Here is a 20,087-nt window from a genome sequence, read left to right on the forward strand (position 1 = left end):
CGTGAACTTCCCGCAGAATCCTTGGCAGCAGGGTGGGCACCCTCAGTCGGGGACTCCTTCCGGCGGTTTTCCGCAGCAGCAGCTCGGCGGATACCAGCCCTACTCGCAGAACCCGTTCAGCGCGCCGCCGGTGCCCGTCCACGAGATGGCCGTGCCGCAGCGGCCCGCGACGGTCGAGACCGCGTTCTGGATCGCCGTGGTGCTCCCACTGCTGGTGACGGTGCTCAACGTGGTCAGCTACCTGGTGCTGCAGGGCTGGGTGCAAGACTCGATCGGCGGAGGTTCGGAGGACGTCACCGCGGAGGTGACCTCCGCGGTCAACGGCGTGATGATGGTCTTCTTCGTCATCGTGACGATCTTCTACCTGATCTTGACCGGCCTGTGGATCACATTCGGCTTCAAGCTGCGGGCGGGCCGGAACTGGGCGCGGGTCACCCTGACGATCTTCGCCGCGTTCTGGGCGATGTCGAGCACCGGCACCCTGGCTTCCGGCGGCATGGCGACCGGTCTGAGCGATACCGAGGCGCTGCCCGGGAGCTACTACGCCCTGAGCTACGTGCAGGGCGGGCTGGGCGTGGTCGGCACGGTCGCCTTCGTGGTGCTGGTCTTCACGGCGAAGTCCAACGCCTACTTCGACGCGTCGAACCGCCAGTACTGATGGCGCCGCCGAAACCGCTGCGCATCGCGGTCGTGCTGTGGTGGGTCGTGGCCCTGCTGCTCCTGCTGGAGACCGGGCAGGCCTGGTTCGACCCCGCCGTCCAAGGTCGGTTGCTGCTGGTCAACACCGTCGTCGGGGTCGTCATGGCGGCGATCTACCTGGCGCTGGGTGCGCTGGTGCTCCGTCGCCGGGGGTGGGCGCGGTTCCTGCTCAGCGCGTTCGCCGCGGTGCACGCGGTGCTGATGGTCGTTTCGGGTGCAGGTTTCGGAATGCCCGTCCTGCTCCTTGTGCTCGGCGTCGCCGGGACCGTATTGATGTGGGCGCAGCAGAGCTCCGACTTCCTGACGGGTGAGCGATGAGCGATCCGGTGTTGTACTCCGAACGCGGCAGCAGCTGGTGGCCGGTGCTGTGGGGCCCGGCCTTCGCGCTGCTGGGGCTCCTCGCCGAGCAGCTCACGCTCGGCCCGCAGCACGTCGCGATGTGGGTCCTGGTCGGACTCGCGCTCGCCGTCTGCGCCGCCACCTGGGTCTACGGCAGGCAGCGGCTCCTCGCGGTGCGCCTGACGACGTCCGAACTGGTGCTCGGCAGGGAGGCGGTCGCGGTCGACAAGATCGCAGAGGTCAACGACGTGGGAGCGCCCGTAGGGGCGCGCGTGCTGGGCGGTAGCTGGACGGTCCCGAAGGGCACCGGCGAGATCCCGCTGCGGCTGACCGACGACACCGTGGTGCTGGCCTGGGCCAAGGACCACGAGAAGCTGTCGGCCGAACTCGCGGAGCTCGTCGAGGAGCGCTCGCCGGAGCTCTAGGCAGCAAAGTGCCCCGGGTGGCATGCGCGGAGCAGAGGCGAACCCGGGGCCTACGCCGCCCAACCTAGCACGAGATCCGCAGCGGTCGAAAGGAAAGCCCCATGACCAGGGACGACGTCGAGCTCCCCGGTTGGGTGAGGGAGCTGCTGTCGGAATCTCGCTTCGACCGCTACCTCAAGAAGGCCGGAGGCGACGTCGACGTCGCGGTCCGGCTCTACGACTGGAACGTGCAGGTTTCGGCGGCCTTCTACGGCCCGCTGCACTGGCTGGAGGTGTCGCTGCGCAACGCCCTGCACCACCGCTTGCGTGAGCGTTTCGGCCGGGACGACTGGTGGGAGGTCGCGCAGCTGGCCGACAACGCCAAGTTCAAGATCGGCCGCGCTCGCCGCAAGGTCGAACGCCGGGCGGACTCCTCCCCCGATGACGTGGTGGCCGAGCTGACCTTCGGGTTCTGGGTCTCGCTGCTCAGCCGCACCCACGACCGGCAGATCTGGGTTCCCGCGGCGCACCGCGCCTTCCCCCACTACACGGGCCCGCGCAACGCGCTGCACGACGACTTCATGGGCTTGCTCGACTTCCGCAACCGGGTCATGCACCACGAGCCGATCTTCTACCTCGACCTGCCCGAGTACCACGAGCGCATCTACCGGCTGCTCGGTCACCTCTCCCACGACGCGGCCCGGCACGCCGAGCGCACCGACCGGATCAGCGCGGTCCTCGACGCCCGCGACGTGTGAGACGCTCTCCGCCGTGACGACTGCCGAACAGGGGCCCGCCAGCGGGCCGAAGCTCGACGGCGACGCCGAACCGGTGCGCTCGGGTGGTCGGCTGAACCAGCCGTGGCGCGCGGCCGTGGCCGGGCTCGAACTGGTCGCCGCGGTAGCGCTGGTGCTGCTCGCGTGGTGGGCGTGGCACCGCGGCGTGGTGACCACCTACCTGCCCGGGCAGCGAGGCGCCGTTGACGTGGTGACCCGCTCCATCGGAAGCTGGCTGTCCGGTGCCGTCATCGCCGCCACCTTCGCCGGACTGCTGCTCGTCGACGCGCCGCGCCAGATCGGCCTCGCCATCCGAGCGGGCGGCTAGGGTTGCTGCTGCGGGCCGCCTTGCGTCGCGGTCTGGGTGGCGGAAACCCCCGAAGGGGGCAGCGCAGCGGTTCCGCCGCCCTCTCGGACACGAGGTCGGTGTGCGCCCGGCCACAGTGCGGGGAGTGTCAAACTGGGGGGCGTGACAGCTTCTGCGAACTCCGCTTCGACCCGGCACGACGATCCGGCTCCGCAGTCGCGGCAGCTGTTCGAGCGTGCGCAGGCGGTGACGCCCGGCGGCGTCAACTCCCCGGTCCGCGCCTTCCAGTCCGTCGGCGGCACGCCGCGGTTCATGGTGCGCGGTGAGGGCGCCTACCTCTGGGACGCCGACGACAACCGCTACGTCGACCTGGTGTCGTCCTGGGGCCCGATGATCAACGGGCACGCCCATCCCGACGTCGTCGCCGCGGTGCGGGACACGGCCGTGCACGGCACGTCCTTCGGGACACCCGGCGCCGGTGAGATCGACCTGGCGCAGGAGATCATCGACCGCGTCGAGCCGGTCGAGCAGGTCCGCCTGGTCAACTCCGGGACCGAGGCGACGATGAGCGCCGTGCGGCTCGCCCGCGCCTTCACCGGCAAGCAGAAGATCGTCAAGTTCGCGGGCTGCTACCACGGCCACGTGGACGCGCTGCTGGCCAGCGCTGGCTCGGGCGTCGCGACGCTCGGCCTGCCGACCTCGCCGGGTGTCACCGGCGCGCAGGCCGCCGACACCCTCGTGCTGCCCTACAACGACCTCGAAGCCGTGCGGCAGGTCTTCGCCGAGCAGGGCGACGAGATCGCCTGCGTGATCACCGAGGCCGCCGCGGGCAACATGGGCACGATCGCGCCGCTGCCCGGCTTCAACGCCGGGCTCAAGGAGCTGACCAGCGCGAACGAAGCACTGCTGATCATGGACGAGGTGATGACCGGCTTCCGCGTTTCCGCTGCCGGCTGGTTCGGCATCGACGGCGTCGCCGGTGACCTCTACACCTTCGGCAAGGTCATGTCCGGTGGTCTCCCGGCCGCGGCCTTCGGCGGTCGTGCCGACGTGATGTCGCGCCTCGCGCCGACCGGCCCCGTCTACCAGGCGGGCACGCTCGCGGGGAACCCGATCGCCGTCGCCTCCGGCCTGGCCAACCTCCGCGCCGCCGACGCCTCGACCTACGCGGCGCTGGACCGCAACGCCGAACGGCTCCGCGAGCTCATCGGGTCCGCGCTGAGCGCCGAAGGCGTTGTCCACCAGATCGCCTCGGCGGGCAACATGCTCAGCGTCTTCTTCAGCGAGACACCGGTGCACGACTACGAGCAGTCCCAGGCCCAGAAGACCTGGCGCTTCCCGGCCTTCTTCCACGAGCTGCTCGCGCGCGGCATCTACCCGCCGCCGAGCGCCTTCGAGACCTGGTTCGTCAACGCAGCCATGGACGACGAGGCGTTCGAGCAGATCGCCGACGCCCTGCCGCACGCCGCGCGCGCAGCCGCCGCCGCCACGGCCCCGGAGGCGTCGAAATGACCGAGCCGCAGGCTGAGAAGACCCTCGTGCACTTCCTCCGCCACGGCGAGGTGCACAACCCGGAGGGCGTCCTCTACGGCCGGCTTCCCGGCTACCGGCTGTCCGACAAGGGAGAGCAGCAGGCCAAGCTCGTCGCGGAGTTCCTCTCCGGGCACGACATCGCCCGCGTGATCTCCTCACCGCTGCAGCGCGCCCAGGAGACCGCCCGCCCGCTGGGCTCGATGTTCCAGGTCGACGTGGCCACCGACGACCGGCTCATCGAAGCCGACAACCGCTTCGAGGGCCTGAAGGTCTCAGTCGGCGACGGGGCCCTGCGCTCACCCCGCCACTGGCCGAAGCTGTGGAACCCGTTCGCGCCCTCCTGGGGCGAGCCGTACCTGGAGATCGCGCACCGGATGCTCGGCGTCGCGCACCGCGCGCGTGCCGCGGCGGCCGGGCGGGAAGCGGTGTGCGTCTCGCACCAGCTGCCGATCTGGACGCTGCGCCGCTACGTCGAGGGCAAGCCGATGTGGCACGACCCCCGCCGCAGGCAGTGCTCGCTGGCGTCGGTGACGACGCTGGTGTTCCGCGGCGAACAGCTGGTGCGGGTTGCCTACGTGGAACCCGCAGGTGGCACCGATCCGAGAGTGACGGGCGCATGAGAAAGCTCCTGGTGCGGCTCGGCCTGATGACGGCCGTGCTGGCGATGCTCGGTGGCTGCGCCACCGAGGGCGACGACTCGAGCAAGGCGGGCGGCGAGTTCACCTTCGTCTCGCCCGGCGGGCAGACGCGCATCTTCTACCCGGCGGGTGAGCGGGGCCGGATCAGCCACCTCTCCGGCGACGACCTGCTCAAACCCGGGAAGCAGCTGGGAATTCAGGACTTCCAGGGCCAGGTCGTGGTGCTCAACATCTGGGGCTCCTGGTGCGGTCCGTGCCGTTCGGAGGCCGACGACCTGCAGGCCGTGCAGGACAAGCTCGGTCCGCAGGGCGTGCAGGTGCTGGGCATCGACGTGCGGGACAACCAGAGCGCGGCGGCGGACTTCCACCGCGACCGCGGCCTGAGCTACCCGTCGATCTTCGACCCGGCAGGCCGCACGCTGCTCTCGCTGCGCCAGTTCCCGCGCAGCACCGTGCCGGCCACGATCGTCCTCGACCGCCAGCACCGGGTCGCGGCGATCTTCCTGACCGAGATGCTGGAGAGCGAACTGCTCCCCGAGGTGCAGAAGATCGCTTCCGAGCCTGCGTAGGTGCTTGCTGCGTCCCCCTGGCCTCGTTGCTCGCGGTGCGGGTAGCGACACCTGGGCGGCCTTCTAGCTCCGGTTCTGAACTGCTCGACCGGGTTTACTGCAACTCTTAGTGGTCTCTCTGCTCAGCGGTGCGGGTGGCGGAACCTGACACGCCTTCTGGCTCCGGGATCCGAGACGCTTAATGCACGGCGCTACGGCTGTCCTCCCCAGAGAGCCGCTCAGAACCCGCGGCTGTGCCGGTCGATCAGGTGGAGTCTGAGGAAGCGGCTTCGCCGGTTGCCTGACGGTGGTTGGGGCTGATGGCCCGATGCCGGTAGTTGTGAGTTGTGCCTCTCGGTGGTGGACGTTGGTCCTGAAATGGGTGGGACCCACGTCCTCCTGGTGCGCGGTTCGTGCCTGGGCATTGCCTTCACCTGGGGGTTCGTGGGCTGGTTCACCGAGCCCGGTGCGTGAGGGCGACGTCGGCTTTCCTACCCTCGAAGCGTGAACCCCACCGAGCTCGCCGCGTCCGGACCGCTGCTGTTCGCGGCGGCGATCGCGGCGCTCGCCGGGGCGATCAGCTTCGCCTCGCCCTGCGTGGTCCCGCTGGTGCCCGGCTACCTGGCGTACCTCGCCGGCGTCGTGGGCGCCGACTCGCCGCCGGTCGACGAAGCCGAAGCCGAGGAGAACCGGCGCGGTCGCTGGCGGGTGGCCGGGGCCGCGCTGCTGTTCGTGGCCGGTTTCAGCGTCGTGTTCGCGGCCGGAGCGCTGCTGCTGCTCGGTGTGTCCGATGCGCTGCTGACCAACGAGCTGCTGCTGCAGCGCATCGGCGGCGTCGTCACGGTCGCGATGGGCCTGGTGTTCCTCGGCCTGATCCCCGCCCTGCAGCGGGACGTGCGGATGCACCGCGTGCCTCGCGCAGGGGTGTGGGGCGCGCCGCTGCTCGGCGCGGTGTTCGGCCTCGGTTGGACCCCGTGCCTGGGACCGACTCTGGTGGGCGTCATCTCGGTCGCCGCGGGTACCGATGTGGACACCGGCACCGCGCTGCGCGGAATCCTGCTGGTGCTCGCCTACTGCGTCGGCCTCGGAGTCCCGTTCGTGCTGCTGGCCCTGGGCGCCCGCTGGGCGGTGCGCAGCGCGGGCTGGCTGCGGCGGCGCGGCCGCGCGATCCAGATCGCGGGCGGAGTGCTGCTGGTGGTGGTGGGTCTGCTGCTCGTCACCGGTCTGTGGGGAGAGCTGATCTCGATGCTTCGTGGCCCGATCGCCGGATTCGAGACGCCGATCTGATGCGCGACCACCTCAAGACCGCCCTAGCTCTCCTGCGCAACACCTGGCGCGGGCTGACGTCCATGCGCACCGCGCTGGTGCTGCTCTTCCTGCTGGCCATGGCCGCGCTGCCGGGTGCGCTGATCCCGCAGCGCTCGCTGAACCGGTCCGAAGTGGACAAGTACTTCCAGCAGTACCCGGACATCGCTCCGCTGCTGGACAAGATCGGCATGTTCGAGGTCTTCAGCTCGGTCTGGTTCGCCTCGATCTACGTGCTGCTGTTCACCTCGCTGATCGGCTGCCTGCTGCCGCGCTGCTGGGAGTACTACAAGCAGTGGCGCAGCAAGCCGGTCCGCACCCCGCGGAACCTGGGTCGGCTGCCGCACCACGCGGAGAAGACGCTCGACGGCACCTCCGTCGACGAGGCCATCGCCGCGGCGAAGACTCGGCTGCACGGCTGGCGGATGGTCGAGCACACCGAGAGCGACGGAGCCCGGTCGATCAGCGCCGAGCGCGGATTCCTCCGCGAGATCGGCAACTTGGTGTTCCACTTCGCGCTGGTCGGGCTGCTGATCGGCCTCGCGGGCGGCAAGCTCTACGGCTACGAGGGGCAGGTCATCGTGGTGGCCGACGGCTCCGAGTTCTGCAACTCCGGCACCTACAACTACGACTCGTTCCGCGCGGGACTGTCGGTCGACGGCACCCAGCTGTCCCCGTTCTGCGTCAAGGTCGACGACTTCGACGTCGACTACCAGCCCAACGGCCAGGTGGCCAACTACCGCGTGGGCATGCAGTACCAGTCCGGCGAGGGGCTGGAGACGAACACCTGGCAGCCCTACACGCTGCAGGTCAACCACCCGCTGCGCACCGCTGGTGACCGGATCTACCTGACCGGCAACGGCTACGCGCCCCGGTTCACCGTGACCTGGCCGGACGGCCAGCAGCGCACCAGTCTTGTGCAGTGGCAGCCGATGTCGCCGCAGACGATGCTGTCGCAGGGCGCCACCAAGTTCGACCAGCCCGGCGTGACCGACGAGGTGCAGCGCAGGCAGAGCCAGCTGGCCATCACCGGCCTGTTCGCGCCGACGGCGGCGTTCGACGGCAAGATCCTCAGCTCCGGGTTCCCCGATCTGCTGGACCCGACCGCGGCCATCGACGTGATGCGCGGCGACCTGGGTCTGGACTCCGGGCGCGGTCAGTCGATCTTCGGCGTCGACCAGTCGATGGTCGAGCAGGGCAGGCTCAACCGGGTCGCCCGCGAGAACGTCCGCGTCGGCGAAGAGATCCGCCTCGACGATGGCACCACGGTGCGCTTCGACGGCGTCGAGCGCTGGGCGAACCTGCAGGTCTCGCACGATCCGTTCCAGACATCGGTGCTGGCCTTCGCGGTGCTCATCATCTTCGGACTCGGCACCTCGCTGATCGTCAAGCGCCGCCGCATCTGGGTGCGGGCCGCTCCGCACCCGGAATCCGGCGAAAGCCCCGCCGCGCGTACCGTTGTCGAGGTCGGCGGGCTCGCCCGCACCGACCAGGCCGGGTACGGCGAGGAGTTCGCCCGGATCGCCGATGACCTGCTCGGTGCGGATGTCGACCACTCGCCCCAGCCCCGCGCGGACGCTGGGACCGCGCGCGAAAGGAAGAGCTGATGCCGGTCAACGAGACGCTGTCGAACTACAGCGACATGGCCTACGCCACCTCGGTGGTCATCTACATCGCGGCCATGCTGCTGTACTTCGGCGAGTTCGCCTACGGCAGGGTCGCCACTGCCACCCGGACCCGCGAAGCCGCCCTGGTGGGCGCGGAGAAGTCGTCCGAGGCCAAGGACGTCGTCGGCCACGTCCCGGCTCAGCCCAAGCGGCCGCTGGCCGAGCGGCTCGGCGGCATGGCCGTGTCGATGACCGTGCTGGGTGCGCTGGTGCACTTCGTCTCCCTGCTGACCCGCGGTCTGGCCACCGGCCGGGTGCCGTGGGGCAACATGTACGAGTTCGGCTCGGCGATCTGCTTGGCGGCCGTGGTCGCCTGGCTGATCGTGCTGTTCCGGCAGCTGCGCAACGCGCGCCGCGAGGCCACTCCGGCCCAGCTGCGCGGCCTCGGCGGATTCCTGATGCTGCCGGTGACGCTGCTGCTGTTCCTCTCCGGCACCGTGCTCTACGCGGAGGCCGCGCCGCTGCAGCCGGCGCTGCAGTCGTACTGGATCATCATCCACGTCGCCGCCGCCATCGTCTCCAGCGGCGCGCTCCTGTTCGCCGGTGTCGCCAGCGTCCTCTACCTGCTGCGCTGCCGGTACGAGAACAACCCGCTGAAGATGGCGAAGATCGGTTCGCGGCTGCCCACCAGCCAGGCGCTGGACCGGATGGCCTACCGGGCCACCGTGATCATCTTCCCGGTGTGGACGTTCGCGATCGTCGCCGGCGCCATCTGGGCGGAGGCCGCGTGGGGCCGGTTCTGGGGTTGGGACCCCAAGGAGACCTGCGCGTTCATCGCTTGGATCGTCTACGCCGCCTACCTGCACGCGCGCGCGACCGCGGGCTGGCGCGGGGTGCGTTCGGCGTGGATCAACGTCCTCGGCCTGGCCGTGATGATCTTCAACTTGTTCTTCGTGAACCTCGTCGTCACGGGTCTGCACTCCTACGCCGGGCTGTGAGCAGCACTCGATCCGGCGTTCGCAGGAGTGCGACGGCGCGTTCGGCTCGCAGCCGTGGCGCGAATCGCGTTTGGTGACGTGAGGAACCCGCGGCGCCTACCTGCCACCTATGGTGACTGGGGGTGTGCGTGGGTTTAGGTTGCTGTGCGCAAGCGCGGTACAGCTCGGCTCGAACGTTGGAGGGACGGCGACGGTGACGGGACAGTACGAAGAGCCCGAGACGAGGCGGGACGCCGGTGCTGTCCCGCCGGAGGCAGACGGCCCGGCGGGCACCGAGGCCGGGAGCAAGACCGGCGGCAACGGTTCCTACACCGACCCGGAGACCCGGCCGCACCAGCCCAAGCCGGTTCCGGAGCACCCCGAACCGTCGTACGTGGACCCGTCGCAGCCCGACGTGTCCGGTCCCTTCCCGGTCGCGGGCACCCCGCAGCCGTACTACCCGAGCGGAGCGCCGGTGTACCCCGACCCGTCCCAGTCAGATCCGCACCCGCAGCAGCAGCCGTGGCCCGGTTACCCGGGGAACCATTCCGGACCCCACCAGGTCTCGGGCCCCCACCAGGTCTCGGGCCCGCACCCGGTCGCGGAGGGCGGCTCCGGGCCGGTTCCGGTGAGCCCGTACGCGCCCGTCTCGGGCGGTCCGTCCGGGCCGTTCCCGACCGGCCAGCCGTACCCGCAGCAGCCGCCCCAGCAGCCCGGTCCGCAACAGCCGGGTCACCAGCAGCCGCAGCCGAACGCCGACCTGTCGTCCGCACAGCTGCTGCGGCAGACCAAGCGGCCGCCGCAGTCCGGCTGGCGCAAGGCCGTCTACTTGGCCAGCGGTAAGACGGTCAACTTCGGCGAGGGACCGACCGACCGCCGACGCCGCGAGCTCATCACGCGGATCAACCAGCCGCTGCAGGGCTGCTACAAGATCGCGATGCTCAGCCTCAAGGGCGGCGTCGGCAAGACCACCGCGACCGCCACGCTCGGTGCGACCTTCGCCTCGCTGCGCGGCGATCGGGTCATCGCCGTCGACGCGAACCCGGACCGGGGCACGCTGAGCCAGAAGATCCCGCTGGAGACCACCGCGACCGTCCGGCACCTGCTGCGCGACGCGCACCGGATCCGCCGCTACAGCGACGTCCGCTCCTACACCTCGCAGGGCCCGAGCCGACTGGAAATCCTCGCCAGCGAGCAGGACCCGGCCGTGTCCGAGGCGTTCAGCGAGGACGACTACCGGCGCACCGTGACGCTGCTGGAGCACTTCTACAACGTGGTGCTCACCGACTGCGGCACCGGTCTGATGCACTCGGCCATGAAGGGCGTGCTGGACGTCGCCGACTCGCTGGTGATCGTCTCCTCCAGCTCGATCGACGGCGCCCGCAGCGCTTCGGCCACTTTGGACTGGCTCGACGCCCACGGCTACGGCGACCTGGTCTCCCGCTCCGTTGCCGTGATCAACTCGGTGCGCCCGGCATCGGGCAAGGTCGACGTGGACAAGCTCGGCGCCCACTTCGCGTCCCGCTGCCGCGCCGTTTCGCGCATCCCGTTCGACCCGCACCTGGAAGAGGGTGCGGAGGTCGAACTCGACCAGCTGGCGGCTCCGACGCGGATGGCGTTGCTGGAGTTGGCAGCGATGGTCGCCGACGACTTCCCCCACGCTCCTGGGCGTCAGGCTCAGTCCTAGGGCTCCGTGCCTGGTGCGCTCAGCGGTGCGTTCGCAGCAACCTCAGTCGCCTCCTGGCTCCGGGAATCGCGACTCGAGCACGTCGATGCGCGCGGCGCTGCGGCTGTCCTCGCCAGAAGACGTCTGAGAATCCGCGGCGGTGCCTGCTGCTTCGGGGGTGCTGAGCGAGCGGCTTCGCCGCTTGCCTGACGGGATCACTCGAGGCCGCCGTCCTCTTCTGCGCGGCGCTGGTTCTTGCGTTGTTCTTCGGCGATCCTGCGGAGGAATTCCGGGTCGTCGTCGGGTGCCACGGGGGCTCTGCGGGCGCGGGGCGCGGCGACCTGCGGGCCGAACGCCTTCCACATCAGCACAGCGATGGTGAGCGCGCCAATGGCGGCGAGGGCATAGATCATCGTGGCCACCTCCAACCGTTCCGCTTACGACACTAGCCAATCAGAGCAGGCGGTGTCTTTGTCCGGAGGTGTCCGGTTCGAGCGGGGTCCCTGGTGACGCCTCGTGGATGTGCGAGGCGTCACCAGGGACGGCGGTCGTCATCGGCCGGCCGCCGAGCGATCTTCGACCTGGTGCGGTGATCCACGGCTGTTGCGACTGCTTGTTCGGCGCCTGCAGCGGTGCTCGGTGCACTCACCACGAGGGGTCTGGCGAGTGGGCCTGCGCACCGCCGCGTTGACGTCCGCGCCGCTTCGAGATGTTCGCCGCTGCCGGACCGGTTGGTCAGGCGGTGCGGTTCACATCGTTGGTCAGCTCGGCCAGCAGGGTGCGGACCTCAGACTCGCGGAAGCGACGGTGGCCACCGGGGGTGCGGATCGAACCGATCCGGCCGGCGGTCGCCCATCGGGTCACGGTCTTGGGGTCGACCCGGAAGAGCGCCGCGACCTCACCCGGCGTGAGGAGCTGCTCCTGACCGTTCTGGCGAGGTTGCTGAGTCGACGCGGTCACAGGTGACCTCCACTTTTGCGATAACTGGTATTCGGGCATTCCGGTCGCAATCGTGGCACCTGAAGGGTCAGGTACTCGAACGTTTGGGTTTAGGTAAAGGGAAGGTAAGGGACGAAACCGGCGCTTCGGGCGCTCTGGCCTGCGGTCCCCGGCCGCCGAATCGGTCGCTGTCAAGGGTGCTCTACCCTGGATGACGTGCGGGAACAGCAGGAGACGAGAACCGACGAGCCCGAGACCGCCGACGTCAAGATGCCCGGAGCAGGCCCTGAGCAGCCGACCGGCGAGACGTCCGAGGTCAAGCCCAACCTGGCCCGCGACATCGCGCTCTACACCGCAGCCCGGTTCGGCCTGGTCGCGATCGTCGCGGTGCTGCTGATGCTGGCCCAGGTGCCGGTCCTGGTCGCCATCGCGGTGTCCGTCGTCGTGGTCATGCCGCTGTCGCTGCTCGTCTTCGGCAAGCTCCGGCGCCGTGTCGCGGTCGGCATGGCCGAGCGCACCGAGGACCGCCGCGAACGCCGCGAGCAGCTGCGCGCCCAACTGCGCGGCGACGCCCCGGCGGATGCCGAATGACCAGCGACCTCGACCGCTCCTGCGAGCGCACGCGAGCCTGGACCAGCGAGGCCGTCCGGATCATCGAGGCCGACGCGAACCGCAGCGCAGACACCCACCTGCTGCGGTACCCGTTGCCCGCCGAGTGGGGGATCAACCTCTACCTCAAGGACGAGTCAACACATCCGACCGGTTCGCTCAAGCACCGACTGGCCCGCTCGCTGTTCCTCTACGCCATCTGCAACGGCTGGGTGACCGAGAACACGCCCGTGATCGAGGCTTCGTCCGGATCGACGGCGGTCTCGGAGGCCTACTTCGCCCGACTGCTCGGGTTGCCGTTCATCGCGGTGATGCCCCGGTCCACCAGCGGCGAGAAGGTCGCGCTCATCGAGTGGCAGGGCGGCCGCTGCCACTTCGTCGATGAGCCCGGCGCGATCTACACCGAGTCCCGGCTGCTGGCCTCCGAGCTCGGCGGCCACTTCATGGACCAGTTCACCAACGCCGAACGCGCCACCGACTGGCGGGGCAACAACAACATCGCGGAGTCGATCTTCGAGCAGCTCGCGCTCGAACCGCACCCGGAACCCGCCTGGATCGTCGTCGGCGCCGGCACCGGCGGTACCAGCGCCACCATCGGCCGCTACCTGCGCTACCGCAGGCTCGGGACTCGGTTGGCCGTCGTCGACCCGCAGCGCTCGGTGTTCTTCGAAGCCTGGCGTGACAGCGATTCCTCGCTCACCAGCGACTCCGGCTCGCTCATCGAGGGCATCGGCAGGCCGAGGGTTGAACCGTCGTTCATCGGGCAGGCCATCGACCGGATGATCAAGGTCCCGGACGCCGCCTCCATCGCGGCCATCCGCTGCACCGAGCAGGTCCTCGGACGCCGCGTCGGCGGCTCCACCGGGACCAACCTGTGGGGCGTGTTCGCGCTGATCTCGCAGATGCTCGCCGAGGGCCGAGAAGGCAGCATCGTCACGCTGCTCTGCGACGGCGGCGAGCGCTACACCAACACCTACTTCGACGACCGCTGGGTCGCCGACCAGGGCATGGACCTGGAGACCCCGCGCAAGATCCTGGACCACTTCCACACCACCGGTGAGTTCCAGGCAGACTAGGAGTTGTTCATGAGTGCGGCGGGGGCCGCTGTTCCCGGTGTGGGACTCAGCTGGCCCCGCGGCGGGTTCCTCATCGGCTTCGCGGCGAGGACGCCGCGACCCGTGTGTTGGCATGGATCAGGAGTGGCGCGCGGAGTTCGCGCGCCAGGTCTGGTCCCGCTACCGCACCGCCGAGCAGAGCAGTTCCTCAACGATCGCGTGGTGGAGGTCCGGTGGTCGCCAAGCGCCTGCTGATCAGCGCGGTGCTCCTGAGCGCCGCACTGGCCGGTTGCACCGCTGTGCAGCAGGTCGTGCCCAGTCCTCCGTCGTCGCAGCCCAGCACCTCCGAGGAGTCCACGGCGACCAGCACCGCGCCGTCGATCACCCGCGAGGTCCGGCCGGAGCAGCGGCGGATGCTGGGATCGATGTCGGCGCAGGAGCTGTGCGGGCTGGTCCGGCCGGACGAGATCGCGGCGCTGGCCTTCGAGACCGAGCCCGGACGGGCGCGCGAGGTCGGGATCCAGCCCCCGGTGCGCGGGTGCGGGTTCCCCGACCGCAGCGGAGGACGGGAAGTGCTCATCGGAGCTCAGGCTCCCGGTTTCGCCGACCTGGGGACCGAGGAGGTCGAGCTGGGAGCCGTTCGCGGCACGCAGGTCCTGCGGGCCGACGGCTGCACCGTCTACGCCCCCGTCGCCGGAGCCACCCTGCAGATCGTGGTGATCGCCGACCAGGCCGATACCGATCAGTGCCGCATCGCTTCGCACGTCGCCCAGTACGTGCTGCCCGCCGTGGTCGCGTGACGCGGTAGACCTCCAACCCGTAACGCTTAGCCGGAAGCTCGTTCGCGGTCTGACCGGATCGGTTTGAATGCTCGCGACTGGGGGAGTTCGCAGCGCGCTGGATCGAACGCGCACATGCCGGGAGATCATCTTGCCGGTTCTCGCCCGGACGTGCCTCGTGGTTGCGCGCAGGTTCCTCAACGCACTCCCCGAACGGCGAGCAGAGGGGTGGGATGGCGGGTGATTCCGTCGGAGCTCAACGGCTTCGAAGGACTTCTCGACCGAAGCACCGGCCATTTCGAACAGGATCGGCGAGTGGGCCGAGAGCACCGCGGCCGACACCAGCTCCACCGGGTTGATGGTGGTGCTGGTCCCGGCGGTGGAGGCGGTCACCGCGCTCTGCGGAGGAACGCTCCAGCTGATCAAACCCTGGTTCTGCTGCCCGGCGAAGATGACCTGCACCGCGCCCGTGCGCATCCGCACCGGGTCTCAGGTGATGGTCCACGAGCTCGCACCAAGGACCGGATCGTCCAGCTCGGCGCCGCAGTGGTCGCCGTCGCGCCGTTCCTCGCGGTCAGCGTTCTCGGCCTGGGAGCGCGCAAGACCCACGCCTGATCGAGCGGTGTCCCGCAGCGGTGCGGCCCGCTGCGGGACACCACCGTCAGCCGAAGGCCAGCGCCAGGCCCGTGATGGCGCCCCAGGCGAGCATGGCGAACCCGGTGTCCCGGACCGCCGGGATCAGGTAGCGGCCGGTGGCTCCGCGCACGACCGCACGCAGCGGGACGAGCAGCAGGGGCAGGGCGAGGAATCCCAGCAGCGCCCAGGAGTTGCGCAGGCCGATCAGGACCGTGATCACGAACGGGATCAGCGCCAGGGCGGTGTAGAGCGTGCGGGTGTCGCGGTCGCCGAGCATGACGGCGAGGGTTCGCTTGCCCGTGACTCGGTCGGAGGGGATGTCGCGGAGGTTGTTGGCCACCAGGACGGCGCAGGACAGCGCGCCGACGCCCACGGCGGCACCGATGCCGAAGCCCGAGACCGTACCGGCCTGCACGAACATCGTGCCCAGCACGGCGATCAGGCCGAAGAACACGAACACCGCCAGCTCGCCCAGCCCGGCGTAGCCGTAGGGCTTGCTGCCGCCGGTGTAGAACCAGGCGCCTGCGATGCACAGCGCGCCGATCGCCAGCATCCACCACTGCCCGCTCAGCGCGACCACGCCGAGACCGGCCAGCGCGGCCACGCCGAAGCACGCGAAGGCCGCGTTGCGCACCGCGCCCGGCCGCGCCGAACGCGACCCGACGAGGCGGAACGGGCCGACGCGGGAGTCATCGGTGCCGCGGATGCCGTCGGAGTAGTCGTTGGCGAAGTTCACGCCGGTGATCAGGCTGACCGAGACGGCCAGCGCCAGCAGTGCGATCAGCGGGTCGAACTCGTCCACTCCCGCGGCGGCGCCGGACCCGGCCAGCACCGGCGCGATCGCATTCGGGAAGGTGCGCAGACGGGCACCCTCGATCCATTGCGCGACAGTCGCCATGAGCCTCATCTTCGCTCACGCGGCAAGTCCTCCGGCTAGCAGGTCAGCTGCTCGGCGAGCGCGCGTCGGTCCGGTTTGCCGGGGCCGCGAAGCGGGAGCTCGTCGACCAGCGCGATGCGCTTCGGGGTGGCCACGGCGCCGAGGCGTTCGCGAACGGCGGCCCGCAAGATCTCCTCGTCCGGCCGGGCCGCGGGATCGGCCACGACGGCGGCCACCACCGCCTGCCCCCACTCCGGGTCGGGAACGCCCAGCACGCAGGCATCGTGCACGCCCGGCTGCTCGGCCAGGACCCGCTCGACCGGCAGCGGGGCGACCTTCTCCCCGCCTGTGATGATCATGTCGTCGGCGCGCCCGAGCACTTCCAGCTCGCCGTCGGTGAAGCGACCGAGGTCGCCCGTGCGGAACCAGCCGCCCGCGAACGCCGCAGCCTCAGGCTGGTTGCGGTAACCCCTGGCCAGCATGGGTCCGGCGAGCCGGATCGGCCCCAGCTCGCCGTCCACGTCGACCTCGGTGATGTCCAGCGGCACGCCGTCGTAGACGCAGCCGCCGGACGTCTCGCTCATGCCGTAGGTGGTGGTCACCCGGACGCCGCTGTCGCGGGCGCGGGCCAGCACGGCGGGCGGAGTGGCGGCGCCGCCGAGCAGCACGGCGTCGAAGGCGCGCAGCGCGTCCAGGCCCTCGCCGCCGTCGTTGAGTAGCCGGGACAGCTGAGTCGGGACCAGGGCCGTGTAGTGCGGGAGGTCGGAGGCCAGCAGCTCGCGCGCCGCCGAGGCGAAGCCGTCCGGGCGGAAGCCGCCGGAGGTGTCGACCGCGCCCGGCGTGGTCCCCGCGATCAGGGCGCGGACCAGGACCTGGATCCCGGCGACGTGGTGCGCGGGCATCGCCAGCAACCACTCGCCCGGGCCGCCGAGCCTGCGGTGGGTGGCCGCGGCCGAGGCGCGCAGCGAGCCGGCGGGCAGCAGCACGCCCTTGGGGGTTCCGGTCGAGCCGGAGGTGGTGACGACCAGGGCGGTCGGGTCGTGCTCGGCGTCCTCGCCGGGGTTCAGCGGTCCGATCAGGTGGTGCGCTCGCCCGGGGTCGTCGGCCGCGACAGGCAGCAGCGCGGGGCCTTCACCGTCCAGCGCCCGGCGCAGCGCCGGCAGCACGTCCAGCGCGCCGGTGCCCGAGGGGACTGGAAGCGGCTGGAGGTCCCGAAGGTTCGGCATGAGCTCCATTCTCGGCACCGGCGTCGCTGGCCACTCCGCCGGTGCCCGAGAGGTTCGCCACTAGCTCACCTGTTCGAGCGATCAAGTGTTCGAAAGGATTGGTCGATGTTTTTGGTGCGAGCGGAAGGAGGAGGCGATGTTTCTCGTGTTCGTGCTGGTCGTCCCGGTCCCCGCCGGGACTCCGCCGCATCCGCAGCAGTCGTCGGGTTCGCCGCAGGGCCAGCCGCGGGCCGGTGCTGACACCGGCCCGGCCGGACCCGTGCGGAAGACGCCGGAGGAGGGACGCCCGCCGGGGCTGTTCCTGTCCGGAGTGCTGGTCGAAGAGGAGGGGGAGGTCTCAGAAGTACCAGGGGAAGGTGGACCAGTCGGGGTCCCGCTTCTGCAGGAACGCGTCCCTGCCCTCGACGGCCTCATCGGTCATGTAGGCGAGCCGGGTGGTTTCACCGGCGAAGAGCTGCTGACCGACGAGCCCGTCGTCGATGGCGTTGAACGCGTACTTGAGCATGCGCTGCGCCGTCGGGGACTTGCCGTTGATCTCCCGGGACCACTGCAGCGCGGTGGCCTCCAGTTCGGCGTGCGGGACGACCTCGTTGACCATGCCCATCTGGTGGGCCTGCTCGGCGGTGTAGGGGCGTCCGAGGAAGAAGATCTCGCGGGCGAACTTCTGCCCGACCTGGCGTGCCAGGTACGCCGACCCGAAGCCACCGTCGAAGCTGCCGACGTCGGCGTCGGTCTGCTTGAACATGGCGTGCTCGGCGCTGGCGAGGGTGAGATCGCACACCACGTGCAGGCTGTGCCCGCCACCGGCGGCCCAGCCTGGGACGACCGCGATGACGATCTTGGGCATGAACCGGATCAGCCGCTGCACCTCTAGGATGTGCAGCCGGCCGGCACGAGCGGGATCGACGGATTCGGCCGTCTCGCCACCGGCGTACTGGTACCCGGAACGGCCCCGGATGCGCTGGTCACCGCCGGAGCAGAAGGCCCAGCCGCCGTCCTTCTCGGACGGGCCGTTCCCAGTGATCAGCACGCAGCCGACGTCGCTGCTCATCCGCGCGTGGTCCAGGGCGCGGTAGAGCTCGTCGACGGTGTGCGGGCGGAAGGCGTTGCGGACCTCGGGGCGATCGAAGGCGATGCGCACCGTGCCCTTTCCGGGGCCGTCCTCGATGCAGCGGTGGTAGGTGATGTCGGTGAAGTCGAAGCCCTCGATGGGCTCCCACAACTTCGGATCGAACAGCTCAGAGACAACGGGATTCTGCACACCTGGGACAATAGGGGGCGCAAGTGCTCGGCGCGGGGTCCTCCCCGCGACCGCCCGGTGCTTGCGTGGACGTCGACGGAGGGAGCCGCGGACCCTCCGCCGTTGTCCGCCAGGCGATTTCAGAGGTGATCGGTTGAACCCGTCCACAGCTCAGGCTGAGGTCATCGTCGACGAGCTCGTCCGAAACGGGGTGCGCCACGCGGTGCTCGCCCCGGGGTCGCGTAACGCACCTCTCGCCTACGCTCTGCACCGGGCCGCACACGCTGCGCGTTTGAGGCTGCACGTGCGGATCGACGAGCGCAGTGCCGGCTTCCTGGCCCTGGGCCTGGCGGCGCGCACCCGTCGGCCGGTTCCGGTGTTCTGCACCTCCGGCACCGCCGCGAGCAACCTCCACCCGGCGGTCAGCGAGGCGTACCACGCCGGAGTGCCGCTGCTGGTGATCACGGCCGACCGGCCGCCGGAGCTCCGCGCGGCGGGAGCGAACCAGACCATCGACCAACACCGGCTGTACGGCAGTGAGGTGCGGTTGTTCGACGAGCTCGGCGTCGCCGAGGCGCGTTCCGGGCAGAACGCCTACTGGCGGAGTCAGGTGTGCCGCGCCTGGGCGGCTGCGGCGTGCGGCATGCGCGGCGGGCCGGTGCACCTCAACCTGCCGTTCCGCGAGCCCTTGGTGCCCGACGGCGACACCGAGTGGTTCGAGCTGCTGGAGGGACGACCGGGTGGTGCGCGGTGGACCGAGGTCGCCGATCGCGGAACGTCGCCGAGCTCGTTGGGGAGGCTGAGCTCCGGTCGCGGGCTCGTGCTGGTGGGCGACTGGGACGGCGCCGAGGAGGCGAGCGCCTGGGGCGAGCGCGTCGGCTGGCCCGTGCTGTCGGAGGTCGGCGGCGTCGGGGTGTCCGGACCGGCTGCGATCAGCACCGGGATGTGGCTCCTCAACCTGCCCGAGTTCATTCGCGAGCACCGGCCCGAGCAGGTGCTGTGCGTGGGACGCCCGACGGTGTTCCGCCAGGTTCAGCAACTGCTCGCCGATTCCGGGGTGGAGGTGCTGCTCGCGCACGGCGGGATCGGCTGGCCCGCGCCCGCGCACAACGTGCGCGAGGTGGCCGAGACCTTCGGGGCCGACTCCGGAGGTCCCGGACTCGTCGACCCGCAGTGGCTGACGGCCTGGCAGCAAGCCGACCAGAAGGCCTCCGCTGCCCTGCACGCCGCCCTCGACCTGGAGCGGTGGCCGAACGGGCCGGCGGTGGCGCGCGAGGTGGTCGACGCGCTGCCGGAGAACTCGCTGCTGGTGCTCGGGTCGTCGAACCCGAGCCGGGACGTCGCGCTCGCCGGGCGGCAGCGGCCCGATGTGCTGGTGCACCGCAACCGCGGCGCGGCCGGCATCGACGGGACGGTGTCCACGGCGCTCGGAGCGGCCACCGGCCACGGCGGGCCGACCTACGCGTTGCTGGGCGACCTGACGTTCCTGCACGACAGCAACGGTCTGGTGCTCGGTCCGTACGAGCAGCGGCCGGACCTGACGATCGTGGTGTTCAACGACGACGGCGGAGGCATCTTCAGCCTGCTGGAGCAGGGCGGTCCCGAGCACAGCGACTCCTTCGACCGCGTCTTCGGCACGCCGCACGGCACCGACCTGGGGCAGCTGTGCGCGGCGCACGGGGTCGACCACGTCAAGGTGCCGGGCCACGCAGAACTCCGCGAGGCGCTGCGGCCGAAACCCGGCCTGCGCGTCGTCGAGGTGCGCGCCAACCGCGACGAGCTGCGCGCGGTGCACCAGCGGCTGCACGCCGCCGTCCGCTCCGCCCTGCTCGGGTGAGAACGACCGGGCGAAAACCGTTGCGGCGACACTCCTCGTGCGCCTCGGGAACGTGAACGCCCTGGGTCAGCCGCAAGGTGAGGTGCGGTG

At 70.4% G+C, this 20,087-nt stretch carries 21 protein-coding genes; 16 read left to right on the top strand and 5 right to left on the bottom strand.

Going from position 1 to position 20,087, the window contains the following annotated elements; genetic code table 11:
• The first annotated feature begins 1 nt into the window (after position 1).
• The 12 genes from E1161_RS08755 (at position 2) to E1161_RS08810 (ending at position 10,820) form a co-directional block, all read left to right on the top strand.
• A complete protein-coding gene (locus E1161_RS08755) occupies positions 2–658 on the top strand; it encodes a hypothetical protein (protein ID WP_132621447.1) in 657 nt (218 codons plus the stop codon).
• Positions 658–1,017, top strand: a complete 360-nt coding sequence (locus E1161_RS08760) for a hypothetical protein (protein ID WP_132621449.1) — start codon at positions 658–660, stop codon at positions 1,015–1,017. Before E1161_RS08755 ends, E1161_RS08760 begins: the two co-directional genes overlap by 1 nt.
• A complete protein-coding gene (locus tag E1161_RS08765; protein WP_132621451.1) occupies positions 1,014–1,463 on the top strand; it encodes a hypothetical protein in 450 nt (149 codons plus the stop codon). The genes E1161_RS08760 and E1161_RS08765 overlap by 4 nt, the downstream gene beginning before the upstream one ends.
• A 101-nt stretch (positions 1,464–1,564) precedes the next feature.
• The gene (locus E1161_RS08770; protein WP_132621453.1) at positions 1,565–2,200 is read left to right on the top strand and encodes a hypothetical protein; all 636 of its coding nucleotides are present in this window, start codon (positions 1,565–1,567) and stop codon (positions 2,198–2,200) included.
• A gap of 13 nt (positions 2,201–2,213) precedes the next feature.
• Positions 2,214–2,546 (top strand): hypothetical protein, encoded by a 333-nt coding sequence (locus tag E1161_RS08775; RefSeq protein ID WP_132621455.1) that lies wholly within the window; start codon positions 2,214–2,216, stop codon positions 2,544–2,546.
• Between the two features lie 141 nt (positions 2,547–2,687).
• The gene (gene hemL, locus E1161_RS08780; protein WP_132621457.1) at positions 2,688–4,037 is read left to right on the top strand and encodes a glutamate-1-semialdehyde 2,1-aminomutase; all 1,350 of its coding nucleotides are present in this window, start codon (positions 2,688–2,690) and stop codon (positions 4,035–4,037) included.
• A complete protein-coding gene (locus E1161_RS08785) occupies positions 4,034–4,678 on the top strand; it encodes a histidine phosphatase family protein (RefSeq protein ID WP_132621459.1) in 645 nt (214 codons plus the stop codon). Before hemL ends, E1161_RS08785 begins: the two co-directional genes overlap by 4 nt.
• On the top strand, positions 4,675–5,265 hold the full coding sequence (locus tag E1161_RS08790) for a TlpA family protein disulfide reductase (RefSeq protein WP_207920149.1): 591 nt from the start codon (positions 4,675–4,677) through the stop codon (positions 5,263–5,265). Before E1161_RS08785 ends, E1161_RS08790 begins: the two co-directional genes overlap by 4 nt.
• A gap of 483 nt (positions 5,266–5,748) precedes the next feature.
• Complete coding sequence (locus tag E1161_RS08795; RefSeq protein WP_132621461.1) at positions 5,749–6,531, top strand: cytochrome c biogenesis CcdA family protein; 783 nt, start codon at positions 5,749–5,751, stop codon at positions 6,529–6,531.
• The gene (gene resB / locus E1161_RS08800; RefSeq protein WP_132621463.1) at positions 6,531–8,156 is read left to right on the top strand and encodes a cytochrome c biogenesis protein ResB; all 1,626 of its coding nucleotides are present in this window, start codon (positions 6,531–6,533) and stop codon (positions 8,154–8,156) included. The genes E1161_RS08795 and resB overlap by 1 nt, the downstream gene beginning before the upstream one ends.
• Complete coding sequence (gene ccsB / locus E1161_RS08805; protein WP_132621465.1) at positions 8,156–9,154, top strand: c-type cytochrome biogenesis protein CcsB; 999 nt, start codon at positions 8,156–8,158, stop codon at positions 9,152–9,154. Before resB ends, ccsB begins: the two co-directional genes overlap by 1 nt.
• Positions 9,155–9,347: 193 nt before the next feature.
• Positions 9,348–10,820, top strand: a complete 1,473-nt coding sequence (locus tag E1161_RS08810; protein ID WP_132621467.1) for a MinD/ParA family ATP-binding protein — start codon at positions 9,348–9,350, stop codon at positions 10,818–10,820.
• Positions 10,821–11,014: 194 nt separating this feature from the next.
• Here the strand turns inward: E1161_RS08810 and E1161_RS08815 are convergent, their stop codons facing one another.
• Positions 11,015–11,212, bottom strand: a complete 198-nt coding sequence (locus tag E1161_RS08815; protein ID WP_132621469.1) for a hypothetical protein — start codon at positions 11,210–11,212, stop codon at positions 11,015–11,017.
• Between the two features lie 322 nt (positions 11,213–11,534).
• Positions 11,535–11,759 (bottom strand): BldC family transcriptional regulator, encoded by a 225-nt coding sequence (locus E1161_RS08820; protein WP_093414319.1) that lies wholly within the window; start codon positions 11,757–11,759, stop codon positions 11,535–11,537.
• 195 nt (positions 11,760–11,954) lie between these two features.
• Between E1161_RS08820 and E1161_RS08825 the strand changes: the two genes are divergently transcribed.
• From E1161_RS08825 to E1161_RS08835, 3 genes are all read left to right on the top strand, one after another.
• Positions 11,955–12,329, top strand: coding sequence for a DUF4229 domain-containing protein (locus E1161_RS08825; RefSeq protein ID WP_328591234.1), 375 nt, complete (start codon positions 11,955–11,957; stop codon positions 12,327–12,329).
• Positions 12,326–13,423 (top strand): L-cysteine desulfhydrase Cds1, encoded by a 1,098-nt coding sequence (gene cds1 / locus E1161_RS08830; protein WP_132621471.1) that lies wholly within the window; start codon positions 12,326–12,328, stop codon positions 13,421–13,423. The genes E1161_RS08825 and cds1 overlap by 4 nt, the downstream gene beginning before the upstream one ends.
• Positions 13,424–13,635: 212 nt before the next feature.
• Positions 13,636–14,202, top strand: coding sequence for a DUF3558 family protein (locus tag E1161_RS08835; RefSeq protein WP_132621473.1), 567 nt, complete (start codon positions 13,636–13,638; stop codon positions 14,200–14,202).
• A gap of 640 nt (positions 14,203–14,842) precedes the next feature.
• Here E1161_RS08835 and E1161_RS08840 read toward each other — a convergent pair.
• From E1161_RS08840 to E1161_RS08850, 3 genes are all read right to left on the bottom strand, one after another.
• Positions 14,843–15,715 (bottom strand): 1,4-dihydroxy-2-naphthoate polyprenyltransferase, encoded by an 873-nt coding sequence (locus tag E1161_RS08840; protein ID WP_132621475.1) that lies wholly within the window; start codon positions 15,713–15,715, stop codon positions 14,843–14,845.
• 35 nt (positions 15,716–15,750) lie between these two features.
• Positions 15,751–16,920 (bottom strand): o-succinylbenzoate--CoA ligase, encoded by a 1,170-nt coding sequence (menE, locus tag E1161_RS08845; RefSeq protein WP_132621477.1) that lies wholly within the window; start codon positions 16,918–16,920, stop codon positions 15,751–15,753.
• Positions 16,921–17,257: 337 nt separating this feature from the next.
• The gene (locus E1161_RS08850; protein WP_132621479.1) at positions 17,258–18,181 is read right to left on the bottom strand and encodes a 1,4-dihydroxy-2-naphthoyl-CoA synthase; all 924 of its coding nucleotides are present in this window, start codon (positions 18,179–18,181) and stop codon (positions 17,258–17,260) included.
• A gap of 133 nt (positions 18,182–18,314) precedes the next feature.
• Here E1161_RS08850 and menD point away from each other — a divergent pair, with 133 nt between their 5' ends.
• Complete coding sequence (gene menD, locus E1161_RS08855; protein ID WP_132621481.1) at positions 18,315–19,997, top strand: 2-succinyl-5-enolpyruvyl-6-hydroxy-3-cyclohexene-1-carboxylic-acid synthase; 1,683 nt, start codon at positions 18,315–18,317, stop codon at positions 19,995–19,997.
• Positions 19,998–20,087 lie beyond the last annotated feature (90 nt).

This window comes from Saccharopolyspora aridisoli, from assembly GCF_004348445.1.
Classification (GTDB): domain Bacteria; phylum Actinomycetota; class Actinomycetes; order Mycobacteriales; family Pseudonocardiaceae; genus Saccharopolyspora; species Saccharopolyspora aridisoli.

Bases quoted from the DNA above. Each gene is read 5' to 3' on its own strand.
- E1161_RS08760 (WP_132621449.1), top strand. From the start codon at position 658: ATGGCGCCGCCGAAACCGCTGCGCATCGCGGTCGTGCTGTGGTGGGTC.
- E1161_RS08765 (WP_132621451.1), top strand. From the start codon at position 1,014: ATGAGCGATCCGGTGTTGTACTCCGAACGCGGCAGCAGCTGGTGGCCG.
- E1161_RS08770 (WP_132621453.1), top strand. From the start codon at position 1,565: ATGACCAGGGACGACGTCGAGCTCCCCGGTTGGGTGAGGGAGCTGCTG.
- E1161_RS08785 (WP_132621459.1), top strand. From the start codon at position 4,034: ATGACCGAGCCGCAGGCTGAGAAGACCCTCGTGCACTTCCTCCGCCAC.
- E1161_RS08790 (WP_207920149.1), top strand. From the start codon at position 4,675: ATGAGAAAGCTCCTGGTGCGGCTCGGCCTGATGACGGCCGTGCTGGCG.
- resB (WP_132621463.1), top strand. From the start codon at position 6,531: ATGCGCGACCACCTCAAGACCGCCCTAGCTCTCCTGCGCAACACCTGG.
- ccsB (WP_132621465.1), top strand. From the start codon at position 8,156: ATGCCGGTCAACGAGACGCTGTCGAACTACAGCGACATGGCCTACGCC.
- E1161_RS08815 (WP_132621469.1), bottom strand. From the start codon at position 11,212: ATGATCTATGCCCTCGCCGCCATTGGCGCGCTCACCATCGCTGTGCTG.
- cds1 (WP_132621471.1), top strand. From the start codon at position 12,326: ATGACCAGCGACCTCGACCGCTCCTGCGAGCGCACGCGAGCCTGGACC.
- E1161_RS08840 (WP_132621475.1), bottom strand. From the start codon at position 15,715: ATGGCGACTGTCGCGCAATGGATCGAGGGTGCCCGTCTGCGCACCTTC.
- menE (WP_132621477.1), bottom strand. From the start codon at position 16,920: ATGCCGAACCTTCGGGACCTCCAGCCGCTTCCAGTCCCCTCGGGCACC.